This window comes from Stenotrophomonas sp. YJH_SMC_138 (assembly GCF_059369855.1).
In genome coordinates, this window is the sequence record NZ_JCAFTB010000001.1 from 1111074 (window position 1) to 1134174 (window position 23101).

Below are 23101 nucleotides of genomic sequence, written 5' to 3' on the forward strand. Positions count from 1 at the left end.
ATGCCGTCCCACTTCGATGCCCGCCATGTCCGCCGCGCGTTCGCCCGCGCCGCCAACAGCTACGACGCCGCCGCCGCCCTGCAGCGCGAGGTGCAGGCGCGGCTGGTGGAATCGCTGGACTACCTGGAGGCACGCAAGCCCGAGGTAGTGCTGGACATCGGCGCGGGTACCGGCCACGCCAGTGCGCTGATGAAGAAGCGCTGGCCGAAGGCGCAGGTGATCGCGCTGGACGTGGCCCTGCCGATGCTGGACCAGGCCAAGCGCCAGGCCGGCTGGTGGAAGCCGTTCCAGCGCCTGTGCGGCGACGCCGCCGCGCTGCCACTGGCCGACAACAGCGTGGACGTGATCTTCAGCAACCTGTGCCTGCAGTGGGTGGACGACCTGCCGGCGGTGTTCGCCGGGTTCCGTCGCGTGCTCAAGCCCGGCGGCCTGCTGCTGTGCTCCACCTTCGGCCCGGACACGCTGGTCGAACTCAACGAAGCGTTCGCGGCCGCCGATGACCGCCCGCACGTGAGCCGCTTCGCGCAGATCGCCCAGTTCGGCGATGCGCTGATGATGGCCGGTTTCCGCGACCCGGTGCTGGACCGCGACCTGTTCACCCTGACCTACGACGACCTGCCCTCGTTGATGCGGGAGCTGCGCGCGATGGGCGCGACCAATGCGCGGGTGGACCGCCGCCACACGCTGACCGGGCGTGGCCGCTTCGCCGCGGCGGCAGCGGCGTATGAACCGATGCGACGCGCCGACGGCAAGCTGCCCAGCAGCTGGGAAGTGATCTATGCCCACGCCTGGGCACCGGACCCGGGCGCACCGATCCGCGAAGGCGGGCATGACGTGGCCTCGGTGCCGGTGTCGGCGATTCCGATCCGGCGCAAGCAGACCTGATCGCCCGGTCGTGCCGGCCGCTGGCCGGCAACCTCACGATTCCACGATGGACATTTGCCGGCCAGCGGCCGGCACTACCGCATGCCACACCGTGCGCGAATCGCCCGGGTAGGTGCCGACCTTGGTCGGCACCCACCTAATTCGGGCGATGTCGGCGATCCCGATCCGGCGCAAGCAGACCTGATCGTCTGGTAGTGCCGGCCGCTGGCCGGCAACCTCACGATTCCACGATGGACATCTGCCGGCCAGCGGCCGGCACTACCGCATGCCACACCGTGCGCGAATCGCTCTGTAGGTGCCGACCTTGGTCGGCACCCACCCAATCCTGGCGGTGTCGGCTATCCCGATCCGGCGCAGGCAGACCTGACCGGCTGGTAGTGCCGGCCGCTGGCCGGCAACCTCACGATTCCACGATGGGCGTCTGCCCAGATCAGGTTTCCGCCTCAGGTGTTGGCCGGCGAACTCAGCGGCGGCCGCACCAGGTCGCGGTGGAAGAAATAGATTTCCTGCACCAGGAAGCGCCAGCTGGTGTGGAAGCTGCGGAAGCGCGTGCTGGGCGTGGACGAGGCCAGCGCATCGATGCCCAGCGCCTTGCTCAGGCGCAGCGCGCGCGCCATGTGCAACGGGTCGCTGACGATGATCACCCGGTGCAGGTCGCGCTGGTCCATCAGCCGCTTGGCCTCGACCAGGTTCTGCACGGTGTTGCGCGAGGCGGTCTCGATCAGGATCGCATCGTCCGGCACGCCATGCTTGAGCGCATAGCGCCGCGCCACCTGCGATTCGGAAAAGCGCGCGCCGGTGCCACCGTAGCCGCCGGTGAAGATCAGCAGTGGCGCGTACCGGGCTTCATAGAGATCCAGGCCATGACGGATGCGTTCTTCGAATACCGGCGACGGCTTGGCGTCATAGGCCGCCGCACCGAGCACGATGATGGCGTCGGCCTTGGCTGCCTGGTCGCGCTCCCCCACCCAGACGATCCAGGCGGTCACGCCCAGCAGCCAGACCACCAGCAGCACGAACAGCCGCCACAGCCAGCCCAGCAGGCCGGTGCGGGGCCGGTGCCCGTCGCGGCTCAAGGCGCCCCCCAACGCAGCGCGGGCAGGTCGACATTGCCACCGGACAGCACCAGGCCCACCCGCAGGCCGGCGAACCGCTGCGGCTGTGCCAGTACCGCGGCCAGCACGGTGGCCGAGGACGGCTCGACCACCTGCTTGAGCACCTCCCACAGCAGGCGCATCGCGGCCATGGTGGCGGCGTCGTCGACCACGATCACCTCGACGCCGGCCGCGCGCAGCAGCGCGAAGTTGGGGGCGCCGATCAGGGTACGCAGGCCGTCGCAGATGGTGTCAGGGGTGAACGCGCCTTGGCGCTCGCCTGCGGCCAGCGAGCGCGCGGTGTCGTCGGCACCGGCCGGTTCGGCCAGCACCAGCCGGGTCTCCGGGCTGGCGAACTGCAGGGCCCGGGCGGTACCGCTGGCCAGGCCACCGCCGCCCACCGGTACCACCAGCACGTCGAACGGACCGTCGCTGTGCAGCAGCTCCAGTGCCGCGGTGCCCTGCCCGGCCATCACCGCCGGGTCCGCATAGGGATGGACCAGGGTCGCGCCGGTATCAGCCTGTACTTTGGCGCAGGCGGCCTCGCGGTCGGCGATGGTCGGCGGGCAGCGCCAGAGCGTGGCACCGTGGCGGGCGATGTTGGCCAGCTTGGCCGCCACCGCACCTTCGGGCACCACCACGTGGCAGGGAATGCCACGGGTGCGCGCGGCCAGGGCCAGGGCAGCGCCGTGGTTGCCGGACGAATGGGTGACCACGCCGGCACGGGCGCGATCGGCATCCAGCGACCACACCGCGTTGCAGGCCCCGCGGAACTTGAATGCGCCGCCGCGCTGCAGGTGCTCGGCCTTGAACGCCAGCTGCGCGCCGGCCAGCGCATCAAGCGTGCGCGAGCGCAGCACCGGGGTCACGCTGGCGTGCGGCGCGATCCGCGCAGCGGCAGCCAGGACATCGTCGGCACGGGGCAACAGTGAATCGCTCATGACGCAAGATTAACGTATGGCCCCACGCTGGCGACCCCGGCACAGGTCATGCCAGCATGAGGGCCTTCACCTCCATTCATCCTGGCCAGTGAAGTTAAGGGCCGATTCAACGCCTGCGCACGAAGCTGACTGCACAACCCGTCCTCTGGGGGGACCCACCATGAAAACGCGCCTGATGCTTGCCGGTGGCCTGTTGCTGGCCCTGACCGGCTGCACCACCTACGACTATGTCGGCGGTGGCCGCAGCGGCAGCTACTACCACGGTGCGCCGTCGGTGGAGTACCGCTACCCGGCCGGCTATCCCTACAACTACGGCTACCCTTACTACGGCGGCTATGGCGGCTACTACGGCGGCTATGGCAATCCGTACTACTCGCGCCCGATCTACCGCCCGCCGCACAACCACCGTCCGCCACCGCGCCCGCCCGGCAACGGTGGCGAGAACCGTCCGCCGCCGCCGCCGCGGCCGTCGTACAACGGCGGTTCGCCGTGGCGGAACATGGACTCGATGCGTCGCCCGCCGCAGTCGAACATCCAGCCGTCGGCGCCGCCACCGCCGGCCCGTCCGACCCCGGCGCCGAGCGCGCCGAGGATGAACGGTTCCCCGTGGCGCAACATGGATCGTGGGACGCAGCGCACAGTTGAGCGCTGAACCGTCTTGCATTTCACCCGGTCCAGGTTGCACTCTACGGAACCGGTGACGGCCCGCGTCACAAAGTGACAAAAAGCGAGACGGGCCGCCGCAAAAATCTCTACGTCGATATCCGACAGGAACATCTGGATCCCCCCTGTTCCGGCCCTGTCGGATGTCGGCACCTCTGAAGACAGACGGCCCCGCACTGCGGGGCCGTCTGTTTTGCCGGGTCGCCAACCGGAGAGAGCCCCAGCGTCGGTAGATCCACGCCATGCGTGGTCGGGCCTTTCCCGGCAATCCCAAAAAAACAGGGCCGGACAGTCCCCCGACTGCCGGCCCTCTGCTCCCCCACCGTGCGCCTGTACCGGCCCCTGTTCCAATTCCGGTCACGGGCGCCTGCGGCGCCAGCCACGGTGGGTGCTATTGGGTTATCTGCAATAATCCTGCCAACTTTAGGGCTGATTTCGACGCCGGCCGGCCGGCACCGACGCCGCGGCCCCGAATGGCGCTAAAATCGCCACCCCGGCGCCGCCCCGGCCGCGCCTGCCCCCAGCTGAACAGCCCCATGAACCCGTCCTTCCATCGTTACGACGTCATCGTCATCGGCGGTGGCCACGCCGGCACCGAAGCCGCGCTGGCCGCGGCCCGTACCGGCGTGCGCACCCTGCTGCTGACCCACAACATCGAAACGGTGGGCGCGATGAGCTGCAACCCGGCCATCGGAGGCATCGGCAAGGGCCACCTGGTCAAGGAAATCGACGCCCTCGGTGGTGCGATGGCGCATGCCGCGGACCGTGCCGGCATCCAGTGGCGCACCCTCAACGCCTCCAAGGGCCCGGCCGTGCGCGCCACCCGCTGCCAGGCCGACCGCAACCTGTACCGCATGGCGATCCGCGCCATCGTTGAAGGCCAAGCCAACCTGACCGTGTTCCAGGCGGCCGTCGATGACCTGGTCATCAACGGCGACGCCGTGCGCGGGGTCATCACCCAGACCGGGCTGCGCTTCGATGCCGAGGCCGTGGTGCTGACCGCCGGCACCTTCCTGGCCGGCAAGATCCATGTCGGCCCGACCCAGTACGCCGCCGGCCGCATGGGCGACCCGCCGGCCACCACGCTGGCGGCGCGCCTGCGCGAGCGCCCGTTCCAGGTGGACCGCCTGAAGACCGGCACGCCGCCGCGCATCGACGGCCGCTCGCTGGACTACAGCGTGATGGATGAGCAGCCCGGCGACTCGCCGCGCCCGGTGATGTCCTTCCTGGGTTCGGTGGACGAGCATCCGCAGCAGGTCAGCTGCTGGATCACCCACACCACCGAACAGACCCACCAGATCATCCGCGACGCGCTGCACCGCTCGCCGCTGTACAGCGGCCAGATCGAAGGCATCGGCCCGCGCTACTGCCCGTCCATCGAGGACAAGGTGGTGCGCTTCGCCGAGAAGGCCAGCCACCAGATCTTCGTCGAACCCGAAGGCCTGGGCATCGTCGAGATCTACCCCAACGGCATCTCCACCTCGCTGCCGTTCGACGTGCAGCTGGAGATGGTGCGCAGCATCCGCGGCTTCGGCAACGCGCACATCACCCGCCCCGGCTACGCGATTGAGTACGACTTCTTCGATCCACGCGGGTTGAAGGCTTCGCTGGAAACCAAGCTGGTCAACGGCCTGTTCTTCGCCGGCCAGATCAACGGCACCACCGGCTATGAAGAAGCCGCCGCGCAGGGCCTGCTGGCCGGCCTCAACGCCGCACGCCAGGTGCGTGGGCTGGACGGCTGGTGCCCGCGTCGCGACGAGGCCTACCTGGGCGTGCTGGTGGATGACCTGATCACCCACGGTACCAACGAGCCGTACCGCATGTTCACCAGCCGCGCCGAATACCGCCTGCAGCTGCGCGAGGACAACGCCGACCAGCGCCTGACCCCGGCCGGCCGCGAGATGGGCCTGGTGGATGACCAGCGCTGGAGCGCGTTCGAGACCAAGCAGGCCGCCGTCGCCGCCGAGCGCGCGCGCCTGGGCGCGCTGTGGGCGACCCCGGCCAATGCGCTGGGCCGCGAAGTGCAGGACACGCTGGGCGTGGCGGTCAGCCGCGAAACCAACGTGCTGGACCTGATCAAGCGCCCCGAGCTGGATTACGCGCAGCTGATGCAGGTGCCGTCGCTGGGCCCGGCCGTGGCCGACGCCAAGGTGGCCGAGCAGGTGGAGATCGGCGTGAAGTACGCCGGCTACCTGGACCGCCAGCGCGAGGAGATCGAGCGCCAGCAGCGGCATGAAGCCACGCCGATCGCTGAAGCCTTCGACTACGCCACGGTGCGCGGGCTGTCGGCCGAAGCCCTGCAGAAGCTGGAACGCGTGCGTCCGCAGACCATCGGCCAGGCGCAGCGCATCCCGGGCATGACCCCGGCGGCAATCTCGCTGCTGCTGGTGCACCTGGAGCGTGCACGCCGGGGCCGCGTGGCGTAGACAGCACCGTCCGCTTCTGGTGGGTGCCGACTTGGGTCGGCACATGAATCTGCCTTGGTGGGTGCCGACCTTGGTCGGCACGAATCATCAGATCGCGACACTCCATGCTTCCGTGCCGACCAAGGTCGGCACCTACCAGAGCAGGGCGCGTTACCGTGCGTCCGCGCCACCGCCCAGCACCTTGAACAGCGTCACCCGGTTTCCCGCTTCCTGCTGCTGCAGCGCGATCAGGTCCTGCTGCGCGGCAAACAGGCTGCGCTGCGCATCCAGCGCCTGCAGATAGCCGTCCAGCCCGGTGCGATAGCGCGCCTCGTCCAGCGTGTAGCTGCGCTGGCTGGCGGCGACCAGTGCCCGTTGTGCCTGCATCTGCGCGCCCAGGTGATCGCGCGTGGCCAGGGCATCGGCCACTTCACTGAAGGCCTGCTGGATCGCCTTCTCGTACTGAGCGATGCCGATGTCCTTGCCAATCTTCGAGGCATCCAGTGAGGCCTTCAACGCACCGGCGTGGAAGATCGGCGCCGTGATGCTGGGCGCGAACGACCAGCCGCGGGTGCCGGCCGAGAACAGCGTCGACAACGCGGTGGAGCTGTGGCCGTAGTTGGCAGTCAGCGTCAGCGTCGGGAAGAACGCGGCGCGCGCGGCGCCGATATCGGCGTTGGCCGCCTGCAACGCGTGTTCGGCGGACAGCACGTCCGGACGCTGCAGCAGCACGCTCGAGGGCAGGTTGGAAGGCAACGGCGCCAGCGCCACGGTGCCGTCCAGTGCCTGTGCGCTGGGCAGCAATGCCGCGTCCAGCGGAGCACCCACCAGTAACTGCAGCGCATCACAATCCTGCGCCTGCTGGGTCTGCAGCTTGGCCAGCGCAGCGCGCGCGGCGTCCACACTGGTCTGCACCTGCGACAGGTCCAGGCCCGAGGCCAGGCCTTGTGCATGGCGGGCCTCGGTGCGCTGCAGGGTCTGCTGCTGACTGTCCAGCGTCTGCCGGGTGAACGCCAGCGACTGCTCGTCGGCCGCCAGCGCCAGCCAGGCCGTGGCCACTTCGGCGACCAGGCTGGTGCGCGCCGCACGCTGGTTCTCGGCACTGGCCAGCCAGTTCTGCAGCGCCTCGTTCTTCAGGCTGCGGATGCGCCCGAACAGGTCCAGTTCCCAGCTGCTGAAGCCCACCTGCACGGCATCGGATTCGGTCACCTGGCTGACGCCGATCTCGCTGTTGGCATCACTCACCCGCGAACGGGTCACGCTGCCGCTGGCATCCACCGACGGCAGCAGCGCCGCGCGCTGGATGCGGTACTGCGCGCGTTCCTTCTCCACCTGCAGCACCGCCACGCGCAGGTCGCGGTTGTTCTGCAGTGCCAGCGCGATGACCTGCTGCAGGCGCGGCTCCAGGAACACCTCGCGCCAGGCCGGCATCGCCAGTGCTGGCCCGGTCTCGCCGGTGGCGGCATTGGCGAACTGTGCCGGCACCGGCGCCTCGGGGCGCTGGTAGTGCGGGGCCATGCTCACGCAGCCGCCCAGCACGGTGGTCATCGTTGCGGCCGCCAGGGCGCGCAGCAGCATCGCCTTCATGGGCGTGCCTCCGGGGCAGTGGCGTCGGCACGCGCGCGGCCCGGGAACAGGCGGCGCACCAGCAGGTAGAACAACGGCACGAAGAACATGCCCAGCACCATCGAGGCGACCGTACCGCCGGCCACGCCGGTACCCAGCGAACGGCGCGCGGCCGAACCGGCGCCGGTGGCGAACACCAGCGGCAGCACACCCATCAGGAATGCCAGCGAGGTCATCACGATCGGGCGCAGCCGCAGGTAGACCGCCTGCAGGATCGCTTCGCGGGTGCGCTTGCCCTGCTGCTCGAGGATGCGCGCGAACTCGACGATCAGGATGCCGTTCTTCGCAGCCAAGCCAATCGTGGTCAACAGACCGACCTGGAAGTACACGTCGTTGTTGAGGCCACGCAGGTTCATCATCAGCACGGCGCCGAACACGCCTACCGGCACCGCCAGCATCACCGCGAACGGTACCGCCCAGCTTTCATACAGCGCGGCCAGGCACAGGAACACGAACAGCAGCGAGATGGCATACAGCATCGGCGCCTGGTTCCCCGACAGCTGTTCCTGGTAGGCCATGTCCGACCAGGCGTGGCTGAAGCCTTCCGGCAGCGTGTCGGCCAGGCGTGCGATCTCGGCCATCGCCTCGCCGGAACTGACGCCCGGTGCCGGCTGGCCGGTGATCTCCATCGCCGAGACGCCGTTGTAGCGCTGCAGCGCGGCCGGCGCACTGGTCCAGTGCGCGCTGACCAGCGACGACAGCGGTACCATCTGCCCGGCCTGGTTGCGCACGCTCCAGCGCTCGATGTCCTGCGGCTGCATGCGGGCTTCGGCCGTGCCCTGGATGAACACCTTCTTGATGCGGCCCTTGTAGATGAAGTTGTTGACGAAGTCGCCACCCAGCGCGGCGTTCAAGGTGTCATTGATGTCCTGCGGATTCACGCCCATCGCCTGCGCCTTGGCGTCATCCACCTTCACCGCGTACACCGGCGCGTCTTCCAGGCTGGCGTAGCGCACGTTGACCAGCTTCGGATCCTTGGCAGCCTCCTTCAGCAGCGTGTTGCGCGCGGCCACGGCGGCGGCATGGCCGGCACCGCCTTCGTCCTGCAGTTCCAGGGTGAAGCCACCGGCATCGCCGAGGCCGAGGATGGCCGGTGGCGAGGTGATGAACACCTGCGCATCGGGCACGCTGGCCATGGCCGCGGTCAAGCGCGCGGCGATGGTATCGGCATCGTCCTTGCGGTCGTCCCAATCCTTGAGCCGGATGAAGGCCTGGCCGACGTTCTGGCCACTGCCGCTGACACTGAAACCTGCGGTGGCCTGGATTGACAGTACGCTGTCGTCCTTCACCGCGGCGGCGCTCAGGCGATCCATCACGGCACGGGTCTGCTCCAGGGTGGACCCGGCGGGCAGCTTCACCAGCGCGTTGAGCATGCCCTGGTCTTCATCGGGCAGGAACGCGCCCGGCAGGTGCCACAACAACAGGCCGGTGGCCACGCTCAGCACCAGGTAGCACAGTACGCCCAGCGTGCGCCGGCCGAGGAAGCGGTCGACGCGATGGCGCAGTCGGTTGGAGGTGCGCTCGAAGCGATGGTTGAACCAGATGAAGAACTTGCCCAGCAGGCCCGGCTCGCCAGCGTGGTCGCCATGCGGATGGCCGCCCTTGGGAATCTGGTGCAGGATGCTGCCGCACAGCGCCGGGGTGATGGTCATCGCCACCAGCACCGACAGGATCATCGCAGCGGCGATCGTCACCGAGAACTGGCGATAGATCACGCCGGTGACACCGCTGAAGAACGCCATCGGCAGGAACACCGCGGTCAGCACCAGCACGATGCCGACCAGCGCGCCGGTGATCTGGCCCATCGCCTTCAACGTGGCTGGCTTCGGTGCCAGCCCTTCGAAGGTCATCACCCGCTCCACGTTCTCCACCACCACGATGGCGTCGTCCACCAGCAGGCCGATGGCCAGCACCAGCGCGAACATGGTCAGCGTATTGATCGAATAGCCGAAGGCGGCCAGCACGCCGAAGGTGCCCAGCAGCACCACCGGCACCGCGATGGTCGGGACCAGCGTGGCCCGCCAGTTCTGCAGGAACAGGTACATCACCAGCACGACCAGCGCGATCGCCTCGATCAGGGTGATCACCACTTCCTTCAGCGAGATGGTCACGAACGGCGTGGTGGTGAACGCCACGTGGTAGGTGTAGCCATGCGGCCAGTACTTCTGCAGCTGTTGCAGTCGTGCCTCGACGGCCTTGGAGACGGCGATGGCGTTGGCACCGGCGTTGAGCTCGATGCCCAGCGAGGCCGACGGCTTGCCGTTGAACGTGCTGATGCTGTCATAGCTTTCCGGGCCCAGGCCGATCGTCGCCACGTCGCCCAGGTGCACCACGCTGCCACTGGCATCGGCCTTGAGCACCACCTGCGCGAACTGCTCGGGCGTGTGCAGGCGGCTGCGCGCGGTCACGGTCGCGTCCAGCTGCTGGCCCTTCAGCGCCGGCTGGCCACCGAGTTCACCGGCCGACACGTCGGTGTTCTGCGCCTGCAGTGCGGTCTCGATGTCCGACGGCATCAGCGCGTACTGGCGCATCTTTTCCGGGTCCAGCCAGATACGCATGGCGTATTCCTGGCCGATCGGCTGGATGTTGCCGACACCGCTGACGCGGCTGATCTGGTCGTCGATGCGCGCTTCCATGAAGTTGGCGACATCGAAGTTGTCCATGCTGCCGTCTTCGCTGGTGAACGACAGCACCTCGAAGATCGAACCGCTGGACTTGGTGATGGTCAGGCCGTTCTGCTGCACCGCCTGCGGCAGCGTCGCCATCGCGGCCTGCAGCTGGTTCTGCACCTGCACCTGCGCGGTGTCCGGGTTGGTGCCGGTGGCGAACACCAGGTTGACCTGCGCCGAGCCATCGGAAGCACTGGTCGAGGTCATGTACATCAGGTGGTCCAGGCTCTGCTGGGACTGCTCGATGACCTGGGTGACCGCGTTTTCCACGGTCTGCGACGAGGCGCCGGTGTAGGTGGCGCGGATGGTGATGGTGGGCGGGGCGATCTGCGGGTAGCGGTCCACCGGCAGGATCAGGATCGCGAGCAGGCCGAGCAGGCTGACCGCGATGGCGATCACCCAGGCAAAGATCGGCCGGTCGATGAAGAAACGAACCATGCGCGGCAGGCCTCAGTGCGACTTTTCGTCGGTGTTGCCGTTCGGGTCGACCGCCGGCATCGCCGCCAGCTGCGCCGTGGTGGCCGCCACCGCCTTCACCTGCTGGCCCAGCGCTACCGCACTGCCGTTGCTGACGATCACCCGCTCGCCAGCCTTCAGGCCCTGCGTGATCTGCCACTGGTTGCCCACCACCTGGCCGGTGCTGACCCGCCGCTCGACCACGCGATCCTTTGCGTCGAGCAGGCGCAGCAGCGGCTCGCCACGTTCATTGCGCAGCACCGCCTTCTGCGGCACCAGCAGGGCACGCGCATCGGTGGCCATCGGCAACACCGCCTTCAGGTACATGCCCGGCAGAAGCAGGCCCTCCGGGTTCGGAATGACCGCGCGCAGCACCACGTTGCCGGTGCCTGGATCGACTGCGCTGCCGACGAACTCCAGCGTGCCCTCATGGGCATAGGTGCTGCCGTCCTCCAGCAGCACCTTCACCTGGGCCTTGCCATCGATGGCCTTCACCAGGCCGGCGTCGAGCTGCTTGCGCAGCGCCAGCATCTGCGTGCTGGACTGGGTCACATCCAGATAGACCGGGTCCAGCCGTTGAATGGTCGCCAGCGCCGCGTCCTGGCCGGCGGCGACCAGCGCGCCGGCGGTGACGCTGGAGGTACCGATGCGGCCGTCGATCGGTGCGGTCACGCGGGTGTAGTCGAGGTTGATGCGGGCGGCCTGCAATGCCGCGCGCGCGGCAATCACGTTGGCCTGGGCCTGCTTCAGTGCCGAGGTGGCATCGTCGGCGTCCTGCTTGCTGGCCGCGTCCATGCCCAGCAGCGTGCGGGTGCGCTCGGCCTTCGGCTGCGCCGATAGCACAGCGGCCTCGGCCTGCGCCAGCTGGCCACGCGCGGTATCGAAGGCGGCCTGGTACGGCGCCGGATCGACCTGGTACAGCAGCTGCCCGGCCTTGACCTGCTGGCCTTCGGTGAACAACCGCTGGCGGATCAGCCCACCGATCTGCGGCCGCACCTCGGACACCTCGAACGGCACCGCCCGGCCGGGCAGGGTCTGCTGCAGCGCCAGCGGTTGCGCGCGGGCGGTGACGACGCCGACTTCGGGGGTGGCCGGGGCCTCGGTCCTGCCCGCCGAGCAGGCCGCCAGGGCCAGCAGCAGGGGCAACAACAACGCACGGGGGGAGCGGAACAGCGGACGCAGGAGTGACATGGGGGGCGTGGGGGCCTTTCGTTGACCCGTGCACGCTGCCGTGAAAGTGTGCAGAGAATATGGAGATTGTGCGACCGGCTCAGCGGGCGCTTGCTTTCGGCGCCGCATGCGCCGCTAATGGCCCGGCGATGGCGAAGATTCGATTCAAATTCGGCCTGACCGCGAAGACCTTCCTCGCGATCTTCACCGCCTGCCTGCTGGTGCTGGCAGTGAACGGCATTGCCAGCCGCGTGGCGTTCCAGACCGGCTTCCTGGACTACCTCAACGACCAGGGCGACCTGCGCATGCAGCGCGTGATGCCACACCTGCAGCGCGAGTACCGCACGCACGGCGGCTGGGAGCATCTGCGCGGCGACAGTGACCGCTGGGCGCGGCTGCTGCGCCCGGACCTGGGCCATGGGCACGAGGGGCCCGTGCCGCCGCTGTCCGACCAGACCGGCGTTCCCTCGCGGCTGGGCCTGTTCGATGCGCAGCATCGGTTCGTGGCCGGCAACCCGGACGCGATCAGCGACGACGAGCCGCATCCGGTGCAGCTGGACGGGCACACCGTCGGCTGGCTGGGCATGGTGCCGTTCCAGACCGTCATCGCCACCAACGACCTGAATTTCTACAACACCCAGATGCGCGCATGGTGGGTGATCGGCATCTCACTGCTGCTGGTGACCGTAGTGCTGGCCTGGCTGGTGTCGCGCGCGCTGCGCCAGCGCCTGGCCAAGCTGGCCGCCGCCACTCACCGGCTCGCCGCCGGCGACTACGCCACCCGCATCGAGCGCACCAGCGATGACGAGCTGGATGCACTGGTCAACGACTTCAACCGGATGGCGCAGGCGCTGGACGACACCGAGCGCAACCGCCGCGCCTTCATTGCCGACATCTCGCACGAACTGCGCACGCCGCTGGCGGTGGTGCGCGCCGAACTGGAGGCGATCGAGGACGGCATCCGCCCGCTGGACCGCGCCAACCTGGGTGCCCTGCAGGGCGAGATCCGCCAGCTGGGCAAGTTGATCGACGACCTGCACGACCTGTCGATGACCCAGTCCGGCGGCCTGGCCTACCGCTTCGCCCCGCTGGACCTGGTGGCGCTGGTGCGTAGCGAGCTCAATGGCATGCGCGTGCGCTTCTCCACGGCGGGGCTGGCACTGGAAGAAGCGCTGCCCGCCACACCGCTGCAGGTGTCCGGTGACGAGCGCCGCCTGCAGCAGGTGCTGGCCAACCTGCTGGAAAATGCGCTGCGCTATACCCATGGCGGCGGCCGCGTGCGCGTGCAGGCTACGCGCGTGCCTGCCGGCGTGCAGCTGATCGTGGAAGACACCGCGCCGGGCGTACCGGCCGACAAGTGTGCGCTGCTGTTCGAGCGCTTCTACCGGGTGGAGAGTTCGCGCAACCGCGCCAGCGGCGGCAGCGGGCTGGGCCTGGCCATCAGCCACAACATCATCCTCGCCCACCACGGCCATATCCACGCCGAGCCCTCGCCGCTGGGCGGGCTGCGCGTGGTCGTCACCCTGCCGGAGTCCGCATGAGCCTGTCCCCCGCCGCGTCCGCGAAGATCCTGATCGTCGAGGATGAGCCACGCCTGGCCTCGGTGCTGCGTGACTACCTGGCCGCCGCCGGCATGACCAGCGAATGGGTGGACGATGGCGGCCAGGTGATCGACGCGTTCGCCCGCTACCAGCCCGACCTGGTGCTGCTGGACCTGATGCTGCCGCAACGCGATGGCGTGGACCTGTGCCGCGAACTGCGCGCCGGCAGCGACGTACCGGTGATCATGGTCACTGCGCGGGTGGAAGAGATCGACCGCCTGCTGGGCCTGGACATCGGTGCCGACGACTACATCTGCAAGCCGTTCAGTCCGCGCGAGGTGGTGGCGCGGGTGGTGGCGGTGCTGCGCCGTTACCGCCCGGACCCCGCTGCACACGCCAACAGCGGGCTGCATATCGACGAACCGGCGGCACGCGCCACCTGGAACGGCAAGGGCCTGGACCTGACGCCGGTGGAATACCGCCTGCTGCGCACCCTGCTGGCTACGCCCGGCCGGATCTGGGCGCGCGATGAGCTTCTCGACCGCCTCTACCTGGACCACCGCGTGGTGGTCGACCGCACCGTCGACAGCCATGTGCGCAACCTGCGCCGCAAGCTGGCCGACGCCGGCATGGAAGGCGAACCGATCCGTTCGGTATACGGCATGGGCTACAGCTACGAACCCTAGCCGGTAGTGCCGGCCGCTGGCCGGCAACTGCAGAATTCCAGGTGCGCCCATTGAGGTTGCCGGCCAGCGGCCGGCACTACCCGTGCGCAACTGCGCTACAGTCGAGCACGCTCGACATCAACGGATCACGACTGCATGGACGACATCCACCCGATCGCGCCGGACAAGCGCGCCGCCATTCTTTCCAGCCTCGCCGACATCGAACAGCGACACGACGTGCGCGTTCTGCTGGCGTGCGAGTCCGGCAGCCGTGGCTGGGGCTTCTCTTCGCCGGACAGCGATTACGATGCACGCTTCATCTACGTGCATCGCCAGCCATGGTATCTCACCGTCAACGAGAGCACCGGCCCCGGCGATGCGCAGCGGGATGTGATCGAGCTGCCGATCGACGATGCGCTCGATGTCAGCGGCTGGGATCTGCGCAAGGCGCTGCGCCTGGTTTCAAAATCCAATCCGACACTGATTGAATGGCTGCGCTCGCCGATCATCTACCAGCAGGATCACACCGCAGTGTCGCAGCTTTGGAAGGCAGCTGAGTCGTTCTATTCACCACTGGGCACGTGGTGGCACTACTTCAACATGGCGCGCTCGAACCATCGCGGTTACCTGCGTGGCGAAACGGTACGCACGAAGAAGTACCTGTACGTGCTGCGCCCACTGCTGGCCTGCCAGTGGATCGAGCACGAACAGACCCCCCCGCCGATGGCCTTCGAGGACCTGCTGGACCGGCTGCTGACGCACGGCCCGGTGCGTGAAGCCATCGATGCCCTGCTGGCGGTTAAACGCGCCAGTGCCGAGGTCAGTGCCGGGCCACGCATCGCGGCGATCAGCGATTTCATCGATCGTGAACTGGCCATCCGGACTGCGCAGGCGCCGCAGCTGCCCGCTGGACACGGTGATGCGGCGTGGCTGGATGAGCTGTTCCGGCAGATGCTGGCCGAGCACGCGCCGATCTGAGCGGCTGCACCTGACTCGGGTAGTGCCGGCCGCTGGCCGGCAACCGCAGAATTCCAGGTACGCCCATGACGTTGCCGGCCAGCGGCCGGCACTACCACGCAGGTATCATCGCGGTGAACGCCCTGATTTCCGGAGACACCGATGAACCCGCTGCGCCCCTTCCGCGACAAGATGCCCGTCCTCGGCGAGCGCGTGTACATCGATCCGGCCTGCATCCTCATCGGTGACGTGGAACTGGCCGAGGACGTATCAGTGTGGCCGGGTACGATCATCCGCGGCGACGTCAATTACGTCCGCATCGGTGCGCGCACCAATGTGCAGGACGGCACCATCATCCACGTCAGCCACCACAGCCCGTACAACAAGGCCGGCTACCCGACCCTGATCGGCGAAGGCGTGACCGTCGGCCATGGCTGCATCATCCACGCCTGCACCATCGGTGATTACAGCCTGATCGGCATGGGCGCCTGCATCCTCGATGGCGCCCGTGTGGAACGCCATGGCTTCGTCGGTGCCGGAGCGGTGGTCGGCCCGGGCAAGGTGGTCGGTGAAGGTGAGCTCTGGGTGGGCAACCCGGCCCGCCCGGCGCGCACGCTGAGCGACAGGGAGATCGAGTCGCTGCACTATTCGGCCGACCACTACGTGCGGCTGAAGGACGAATACCTGGGCTGAACGGCCAACGCCGCCATGCGGCTCTGCTAAAGTCTGGGCCCGACCAGGACCTGTCGAGACCCCCATGCCTGTGGCTGCCTGCCGGAGAGGACTCCGCCGCCCACAACGAAGGCCATCGCACTGATGGCCGCACCGATGCTCGATACCTACCGCGAGGTGGTGACGCCGGAGGGTGTGCCGCTGCAGTTGCCGGCGGCCGGCCCGGTGCCCCGGGCGATGGCCTGGCTGATCGATCTGGGCGTGCGCATCGCGGTGCTGGTGCTGATGTCGATTCCGCTGGCACTGCTGGATTCGTTCGGCTCCGGGCTCGGCCTGGTGCTGATGTTCCTGGTCTACTGGGCCTACCCGATCGTCTGCGAAGCGCGGTGGGGCCGCACCCTGGGCAAGCGCGCACTGGGCCTGCACGTGCTCGCGCGCGATGGCGCGCCGGTGGGCTGGATGGCCGCCATCACCCGCAACCTGCTGCGCACCGTGGACATGCTGCCGTTCGGCTATGCACTGGGCCTGATCAGCAGCCTGTTCGATTCCCACGGCCGCCGCCTCGGCGACCTGGTGGCCGGTACCGTGGTGGTGCATGCACCGGTGCTGTACCTGCCGCCTCCGCCCACCATCGACAGCGTGCTGGCCCCGCCGCAGCCGCTGCGACCGGAAGAACAGGCGGCGCTGATGGCCTTTGCCGAGCGCGCGCCGCGGCTGTCGGCGGCACGCCAGCAGGAACTGGCCGGCATTGCCGAGCCACTGACCGGCACCCACGGCCAGGTCGGCGTGCTGCGCCTGTATGCCATGGCCAACTGGCTGCTGGGGCGGCGATGAAGCAGGAACAGTTCGTCGCCCGCTACCAGCAGGAATGGCAGGACCTGGAACACTGGCTGCTGCTGCGCGCCGGTGCTTCGCGCCGCACGCGGCGCAAGGCCAGCGCGCTCGCGCTGGACGATACCGCCTTCCCGCAGCGCTACCGGCGCCTGTGCCAGCAGCTGGCGCTGGCCCGCGAGCGCGGCTACAGCCCGCAGCTGGTGCAGCGCCTGCAGCAGTTGATGCAGCAGGGCCACAGCGTGCTGTACCGCACGCCGCCGACGCGCTGGCGCGGTGCGCTGGAATTCCTGGTGGCCGACTTCCCGTTGCTGGTGCGCAGCCAGGCGCGCAGCATGTGGGTGGCGCTGGCGATGTTCGCGCTGCCGGCGCTGGCCTGCTTCGTGCTGGTGCAGGTCTATCCGGACCTGATCCACATGGTGATGGACAACCGCCAGATCGCCGAGATGGAGCGCATGTACGATCCGGCCGCCGAGCGCCTGGGACGCGACAGCGGCACCGACTGGATGATGTTCGGCCACTACATCCTCAACAACATCAGCATCGCCCTGCGTACCTTCGCCAGCGGCCTGCTGGCCGGCCTGGGCACGCTGCTGGTGCTGCTGTTCAACGGCGTGATCATCGGTTCGGTGGCGGGCCACCTGCAGCACATCGGCCATGGTGATCCGTTCTGGCGCTTCGTCGCAGGCCATGGTGCCTTCGAGCTGACCGCGATCGTGATCGCCGGCGGTGCCGGTCTGCAGCTGGGCATGAAACTGCTGGCACCCGGCCGGCGCAGCCGCCTGGATGCACTGGTCGAGGGCGGCCGCATCGGTGCGCGCCTGTGCCTGGGCGTGGCGTTCATGCTGCTGGTGGCCGCGTTCATCGAAGCCTTCTGGTCGTCGATTGCCGACGTGCCGGCGTGGGGCAAGTTCAGCGTGGCCGGCATGCTGTGGGCCGGCGTGCTGCTGTGGCTGTGGCGCGGCGGACGCGGAGGCGGCCATGCGCATTGATCACCTGGACGTGGTGCTGCGCGCGCGCAGCGGCTGGGAAGCAATGGAGCTGGGCAGCGCCCTGTCGCGCCGCCACGCACGCGCGGTATGGGGCAGCTGGCTGCTGGCCAGTGCGCCGCTGTTCGTGGTCTTCAACGCGCTGGGCTGGTGGCTGGATGCATTCGGCTGGGCGTGGCTGGCGATGTGGTGGTGCAAGCCGCTGTTCGAACGGGCGCCGCTGTACGTGCTGTCGCGTGGCATCTTCGGCGAGCCGGTCGGTACGCTGGCGGCCCTGCGCGCGCAACGCAGCTGGGGCAATGCAGGTTTCTGGGGCTACCTGGGCTGGCGCCGTTTCAGCGTGCTGCGCAGCCTGTGCCTGCCGGTGAACCTGCTGGAGGGCAATGCGCCGGCCCAGCGCGGTGCACGCCGCCGCGCTGTGGCCGCTGGTGCGGCGGGTGCCGCCGCCGTGCTGACCGTGGCCTGCATGGCGTTTGAAGCGGTGCTGGTGTCCGGTGCGATCGGCGCGGTGTTCATGTTCATGCCGCTGGAGCTGATGTCCGAATCATGGCGTGCCGCGTGGGACATGATCGGCCAGGACACACCCGCCTGGGCGCGGGCCGGCTTCAACCTGGCGTGCTGGCTGGCCTCGGTGCTGATCGGTCCGTTCTACGTCGGCGCCGGCTTCGGCCTGTACTTGAACCGGCGCACGCAGATGGAAGCGTGGGACGTGGAGATCGCCCTGCGCCGCCTGCGCGAGCGGCTGCTGCCGGCGGCATCGACGCTGGCGCTGCTGCTGTGCCTTGCCCTGCCGCTGGCCTCCGCGCCAGTGCATGCGCAGGACGCGCAGACGGCCGCAGAACAGGCAGACGATGCCGGAGAGGACGAGGACAGCGCGGAGGAACCGGCCACTGCGGCGAACGATCCGGCCAATGCACCCGCCATGATCTTCGGTGCAGCGCCAGTGGACACCGCCGGCTTCCGCCAGGCGGTGAACCGCGCCTATGAAGATCCGCTGCAGCGCCCGACCCGCCAGGTCACCCGCTGGAAGCCGATCGAGCAGGCCGAGGAAAAAAAGAAGGAAGACAAGCAGCTGCAGCGTGACACCAACAGCAAGGGTGAACGCAAAGCGCGCAAGGACGGCATCGCCTGGCTGGCACGCCTGGCCGAGTGGGGCCTGTGGGGCCTGCTGGGCGTCCTGCTGCTGGTGCTGCTGCTGACCGCACGGCTGTGGCTGCCGTGGCTGCGCGGCAGTGGCCGGCGCAAGGCCGAGGCCGCACCGCAGGTAGTGGAAGAACCGGTGGAACTGCCGGTCGTGCTGCCGCCGGACGTGGCCACCCAGGCCGGCCTGCTGTGGGACCAGGGGCGGCCGCGGCAGGCGCTGGCCCTGCTGTACCGCGCCAGCGTGCGCACGGTGGGCGAGCGCAGCGGCATCGCGCTTCCGCCCGGTGCTACCGAAGCGCAATGCCTGCGCGCGTCGCGGCGCATGCCCGATGCCACCGACCGTGACCTGTTCGCGCGCATCGTGCGCATGTGGCAGTACGCCGCCTACGGTGGCCGCCTGCCCAGCCGCGCCGATTTCGATGCATTGGCCGATACCCTGCGCCGGCAGTACAGGTGGCTGGCATGAGTCCGCGCCTGTTCTGGTCGCTGCTGCTGGGTGGGCTGGTGCTGTTCGGCGTGCCGCTGACGATCCTTTACCTGCGCACGCACGAACGCGTGACCGAGACCGTGCAGCTGCCGCCGCAGGGCGAAGCTGGCTACAACCCGCTGTACGTGCTGGGCCAGGCCCTGCGTGCCGATGGCATCGAGGTGCACTCGCGGCCGCGGCTGGACCTGCAGCAGATGGCGCTGGGCCCGCACGATACGGTGGTGCTGCTGCAGGACAGCAGCGAACTGCCGGCACCGGCGGCCAGGGCCCTGCTGGCCTGGGTTGATGGTGGTGGCCATCTGCTGGTGCGTACGCCGCCGCCCGCCGAGGACGACGCCAGCAGCACGCAGGGGCCCCTGCTGGACCAGCTGGGCGTGGACAGCCTGTATCAGCAGAGCGACTGCCAGCCATTCCACGTCATCGATGATCCCAGCCACGTCGAGTTCTGCGGCGGCCGTCGCTTCACGCTGGGCTTTGCCGCCAATGCGCGGGCCGAACGGCGCTGGGGCAACGAGCACAGCCTGGTGTTCGCACGCCTGCACCATGGCCAGGGCAAGGTGAGCGTGCTGGCCGACATGGAATTCATGCGCGGCGAGGTGGATTCGCCGGCGGCACGCCTGGCGTCGGCCGCGGGCAAGGCCAGTGATGGCCTGCACGATCTCTCGCACCGCGACCTGACCCGTTACCTGCTCGACCCGAATTACGGCAAGGGTGCGTTCTGGCTGGTCTATGCCAGCCGCCCGCCGTCACTGTGGGCGCGCCTGTTCTACCAGGGCTGGCCGCTGTGGGCGCCGCTGCTGCTGGCCCTGCTGGGCTGGTTGTGGGGCCGCTCGCAGCGCTTCGGCAGCCTGCTGCCGTCGCCGGTGCTGGAACGCCGCTCGCTGCTGGAGCACGTGCGTGCCAGTGGCGAGCTGCTGCTGCGCTTCGGCCACGGCACGCGCCTGTACGACGCCGTGTTCGCCCTGTTCCTGCATCGCCTGCGCCTGCGCGCACCGGTAGCCGCTGCACTGGACGGTGCGCCGCGCGATCAGGCCATCGCCGAGCTGCTGAAATGGCCGCAAGGCCGTGTTGCCAGCGCGCTCACGCCCCCGCCACCGCACGATTCCTCCGCCCTGCGCGAGCGCATCCGCTTGCTGCTCCAGATGAGATCCCTGCTATGACCGAAGTCCCCGAGCTGCCGGCGGCCGCCAACGCCCGCCTGATCGAACGCGTCGATGCCATCCGCACCGCCGTTGGACACGCCTTCATCGGCCAGGCCGATGTACTGGACCAGATCCTGGTGGCGCTGCTGGCCGGTGGCCACGTGCTGATCGAAGGCGTGCCCGGTCTGGGCAAGACCCTGCTGGTGCGTGCACTGGCACAGGCCCTGGAGCTGGACTACGGGCGCGTGCAGTTCACCCCCGACCTGATGCCCAGCGACGTCAGTGGCCACGCGGTGTACGACCCGAAGAGCGAGAGCTTCAAGATCCGTCGCGGCCCGGTGTTCACCAACCTGCTGCTGGCCGACGAGATCAACCGTGCCCCGGCCAAGACCCAGTCGGCCCTGCTGGAAGTGATGCAGGAAGGCCAGGTGACCATCGAAGGCAAGGCCTTCACCCTGGCGCCGCCGTTCATGGCGCTGGCCACGCAGAATCCGCTGGAACAGGAAGGCACCTACCCGTTGCCGGAAGCACAGCTGGACCGCTTCCTGCTGAAGGTGCTGATCGACTACCCGCAGCTGGAGGACGAGAAGCGCATGGTGACCGCGATCACCAGTGGCCGTGCCGCCAGCGATTTCGACCTGAGCCAGGTGCCGCGTGTATTGGGGGCCGGCGAGCTGCTGGAACTGCAGCGCGCGACCGCGGCGATCACCGTCGATGACGAAGTGATCGACTACGCGGTGCGGATTGTGGCGGCCACGAGGCAGTGGCCGGGCATCGCGGTCGGCGCTGGCCCCCGCGGCAGCATCGCGCTGGTGCGTGCCTCGCGCGCGCAGGCGGTGCTGGCCGGCCGTGACTTCGTCACGCCGGACGACGTGCGCGACATTGCGCGCCCGGCGCTGCGCCACCGCATTGCACTGGCCCCGGAGCTGCAGATCGAAGGCCAGGACGCCGACGACGTGCTGGGCGCGCTGCTGGCCAAGGTGGAAGCACCGCGCCGATGAGACCGGCCCCGCTGCTGCTGGCGCTGCTGCTGGCCTGGGCTGCCCTGGGCGGCCTGGTGCTGGGCGGGTGGCTGCCGCGCTGGAGCTGGGCGCTGGCAGCCGTCGTCATCGCGCTGCCCGCCTTGTGGGATCTGTGGCGGCAGTCGCGGCGTCCGTCGCCGCAGGTACAGCGCGAGCTGCCCGAAGCGCTGGCGCTGGGCGTGCGCCGCGAGGCGGCGCTGCGCCTGCAGGCCGAGCAATCGATGACGGTGCAGGTGTTCGACCTGGTGCCCGGCGGCTGGCCGCTGGAAGCGCTGCCGCAGCGCGTGCGCCTGCAGGCCGGTACGGCGTCCACCCTGCACTACCACCTGCAGCCGCTGCAGCGTGGGCACTTCCGCTTCGAGGGGGTGCACCTGCGCATGCGTTCGCCGTGGCGCCTGTGGTGGCAGCAACGCACGCTGCCGCCGGCGCTGGAGGTGCGGGTCTATCCGAACTTCGTGCCGCTCACCCGCTTCGCATTGTTCAGTGCCGACCAGGCCTCGCGGCTGGTTGGTGCGCACGTGAAGCGCCGCCGTGGCGAAGGCACCGATTTCCACCAGATGCGCGAGTACCGCATCGGCGACAGCCTGCGCCAGCTCGACTGGAAGGCCACCGCGCGTGCGCGCAAGCTGATCTCGCGCGAATACCAGGACGAGAAGAACCAGCAGCTGCTGCTGATGCTGGACAGTGGCCGGCGCATGCTGGCCAGCGAAGGCGGGCTCTCGCACTTCGACCATGCCTTGAACGCCTCGCTGGTGGTGGCTTACCTGGCGCTGCGCCAGGGCGACGCTGCCGGCCTGTACGCTGCCGGTGGCGAACGCCGCTGGGTGGCACCGCAGCGCGGCATGGGTACGGTCGAGCACCTGCTGCGCGCCAGCTACGACCTGCAGCCACGCGCGGTGGCCACCGATTACCTGGCCGCCGCCACCGAGGTGTCGCTGCGCCAGCGCCGGCGTGCGCTGGTGATGCTGGTCAGCAACGTGCGTGATGAGGACATCGAAGACCTGCTGGCGGCAGTGCGCCTGCTGCAGCGGCGCCACCTGGTGTGCGTGGCCAGCCTGCGCGAACGCGAGCTGGACGGCGCACTGGAGGGCGAGGTGCAGACACTGGAAGACGCCACCCAGGCCGGTGCCGCCGCGCTGTACCTGCAGCAACGCGCGAAGGCGCATGAGGCCCTGCGCAGCGAAAAGGTGATGGTGCTGGACGTGACCGCCGATGCCCTGCCCGGCGCGCTGGTGGAACGCTATCTGGCGGTGAAGCGCGAAGGGCTGCTCTGATACCCGCGATCGCTCTGGTAGGTGCCAACCTTGGTTGGCACGGAATCCACAGCGCCGACCAGGGTCGGCATCTACCAAAACCGGTTGCCGGCCAGCGGCCGGCGCTACCCCCTGCAACAACCGCCGCATCGCCTTGGTAGGTGCCAACCTTGGTTGGCACGAACCCACAGCGCCGACCGAGGTCGGCATCTACCAAAACCGGTTGCCGGCCAGCGGCCGGCGCTACCCCCTGCAACAACCGCCGCATCGCCTTGGTAGGTGCCAACCTTGGTTGGCCCGCCCACAGCGCCGACCAAGGTCGGCATCTACCAAAACCGGTTACCGGCGAGCGGCCGGCACTACCCCCTGCAACAACCGCCGCATCGCCCTGGTAGGTGCCAACCTTGGTTGGCCCGAAACCCACAGCGCCGACCAAGGTCGGCATCTACCAAAACCGGTTGCCGGCCAGCGGCCGGGACTACCCCTGCAA

At 68.9% G+C, this 23101-nt stretch carries 18 protein-coding genes; 13 read left to right on the forward strand and 5 right to left on the reverse strand.

Annotated elements, in window-relative coordinates:
- The gene (gene bioC, locus AC5P7I_RS05000; protein WP_014648766.1) at positions 1-885 is read left to right on the forward strand and encodes a malonyl-ACP O-methyltransferase BioC; all 885 of its coding nucleotides are present in this window, start codon (positions 1-3) and stop codon (positions 883-885) included.
- 443 nt (positions 886-1328) lie between these two features.
- Here the strand turns inward: bioC and AC5P7I_RS05005 are convergent, their stop codons facing one another.
- Positions 1329-1973 carry a YdcF family protein gene (locus AC5P7I_RS05005; RefSeq protein WP_032957535.1) on the reverse strand — a complete coding sequence of 215 codons (645 nt, stop codon included), beginning with the start codon at positions 1971-1973 and terminating at the stop codon, positions 1329-1331.
- A complete protein-coding gene (locus AC5P7I_RS05010; RefSeq protein ID WP_180835902.1) occupies positions 1958-2920 on the reverse strand; it encodes a pyridoxal-phosphate dependent enzyme in 963 nt (320 codons plus the stop codon). The genes AC5P7I_RS05005 and AC5P7I_RS05010 overlap by 16 nt, the downstream gene beginning before the upstream one ends.
- A 160-nt stretch (positions 2921-3080) precedes the next feature.
- Between AC5P7I_RS05010 and AC5P7I_RS05015 the strand changes: the two genes are divergently transcribed.
- On the forward strand, positions 3081-3572 hold the full coding sequence (locus tag AC5P7I_RS05015) for a hypothetical protein (protein WP_032957537.1): 492 nt from the start codon (positions 3081-3083) through the stop codon (positions 3570-3572).
- 547 nt (positions 3573-4119) lie between these two features.
- Positions 4120-6009: a tRNA uridine-5-carboxymethylaminomethyl(34) synthesis enzyme MnmG gene (gene mnmG, locus AC5P7I_RS05020; protein WP_100450757.1), complete on the forward strand. Its 1890-nt coding sequence runs from the start codon at positions 4120-4122 to the stop codon at positions 6007-6009.
- Positions 6010-6159: 150 nt separating this feature from the next.
- Here mnmG and smeC read toward each other — a convergent pair whose 3' ends face one another.
- Genes smeC through smeA form a run of 3 tightly spaced genes read right to left on the reverse strand, consistent with a single transcriptional unit; the run spans position 6160 to position 11930 of the window.
- Positions 6160-7575: a multidrug efflux transporter outer membrane subunit SmeC gene (smeC, locus tag AC5P7I_RS05025; RefSeq protein WP_262087783.1), complete on the reverse strand. Its 1416-nt coding sequence runs from the start codon at positions 7573-7575 to the stop codon at positions 6160-6162.
- Positions 7572-10721 carry a multidrug efflux RND transporter permease subunit SmeB gene (smeB, locus tag AC5P7I_RS05030; protein ID WP_262087782.1) on the reverse strand — a complete coding sequence of 1050 codons (3150 nt, stop codon included), beginning with the start codon at positions 10719-10721 and terminating at the stop codon, positions 7572-7574. Before smeB ends, smeC begins: the two co-directional genes overlap by 4 nt.
- Before the next feature lie 12 nt (positions 10722-10733).
- Positions 10734-11930: a multidrug efflux RND transporter periplasmic adaptor subunit SmeA gene (smeA, locus tag AC5P7I_RS05035; protein WP_075077035.1), complete on the reverse strand. Its 1197-nt coding sequence runs from the start codon at positions 11928-11930 to the stop codon at positions 10734-10736.
- A 128-nt stretch (positions 11931-12058) separates the two neighbouring features.
- On the opposite strand from smeA, the gene baeS reads away from it, so the two are divergent.
- The 10 genes from baeS to AC5P7I_RS05085 all read left to right on the forward strand — a co-directional run bounded on the left by baeS (position 12059) and on the right by AC5P7I_RS05085 (position 22632).
- Positions 12059-13450 carry a sensor histidine kinase efflux regulator BaeS gene (gene baeS, locus AC5P7I_RS05040; RefSeq protein ID WP_262087781.1) on the forward strand — a complete coding sequence of 464 codons (1392 nt, stop codon included), beginning with the start codon at positions 12059-12061 and terminating at the stop codon, positions 13448-13450.
- Positions 13447-14136 carry a response regulator gene (locus AC5P7I_RS05045; protein WP_495222144.1) on the forward strand — a complete coding sequence of 230 codons (690 nt, stop codon included), beginning with the start codon at positions 13447-13449 and terminating at the stop codon, positions 14134-14136. Before baeS ends, AC5P7I_RS05045 begins: the two co-directional genes overlap by 4 nt.
- Before the next feature lie 135 nt (positions 14137-14271).
- Entirely contained in the window at positions 14272-15093 is an 822-nt protein-coding gene (locus AC5P7I_RS05050) for a nucleotidyltransferase domain-containing protein (RefSeq protein ID WP_262087780.1), read from the forward strand.
- Positions 15094-15234: 141 nt separating this feature from the next.
- The gene (locus AC5P7I_RS05055) at positions 15235-15765 is read left to right on the forward strand and encodes a gamma carbonic anhydrase family protein (protein WP_262087779.1); all 531 of its coding nucleotides are present in this window, start codon (positions 15235-15237) and stop codon (positions 15763-15765) included.
- Positions 15766-15888: 123 nt separating this feature from the next.
- Positions 15889-16578 (forward strand): RDD family protein, encoded by a 690-nt coding sequence (locus AC5P7I_RS05060; protein WP_014648778.1) that lies wholly within the window; start codon positions 15889-15891, stop codon positions 16576-16578.
- The gene (locus AC5P7I_RS05065) at positions 16575-17567 is read left to right on the forward strand and encodes a stage II sporulation protein M (protein WP_014648779.1); all 993 of its coding nucleotides are present in this window, start codon (positions 16575-16577) and stop codon (positions 17565-17567) included. Before AC5P7I_RS05060 ends, AC5P7I_RS05065 begins: the two co-directional genes overlap by 4 nt.
- Positions 17557-19173: a DUF4129 domain-containing protein gene (locus AC5P7I_RS05070; RefSeq protein ID WP_049404932.1), complete on the forward strand. Its 1617-nt coding sequence runs from the start codon at positions 17557-17559 to the stop codon at positions 19171-19173. Before AC5P7I_RS05065 ends, AC5P7I_RS05070 begins: the two co-directional genes overlap by 11 nt.
- Positions 19170-20354: a DUF4350 domain-containing protein gene (locus tag AC5P7I_RS05075; protein ID WP_049442036.1), complete on the forward strand. Its 1185-nt coding sequence runs from the start codon at positions 19170-19172 to the stop codon at positions 20352-20354. The genes AC5P7I_RS05070 and AC5P7I_RS05075 overlap by 4 nt, the downstream gene beginning before the upstream one ends.
- Positions 20351-21337, forward strand: coding sequence for an AAA family ATPase (locus AC5P7I_RS05080; protein ID WP_014648782.1), 987 nt, complete (start codon positions 20351-20353; stop codon positions 21335-21337). The genes AC5P7I_RS05075 and AC5P7I_RS05080 overlap by 4 nt, the downstream gene beginning before the upstream one ends.
- Positions 21334-22632, forward strand: a complete 1299-nt coding sequence (locus tag AC5P7I_RS05085) for a DUF58 domain-containing protein (RefSeq protein ID WP_014648783.1) — start codon at positions 21334-21336, stop codon at positions 22630-22632. The genes AC5P7I_RS05080 and AC5P7I_RS05085 overlap by 4 nt, the downstream gene beginning before the upstream one ends.
- The last annotated feature ends 469 nt before the right edge of the window (positions 22633-23101 follow it).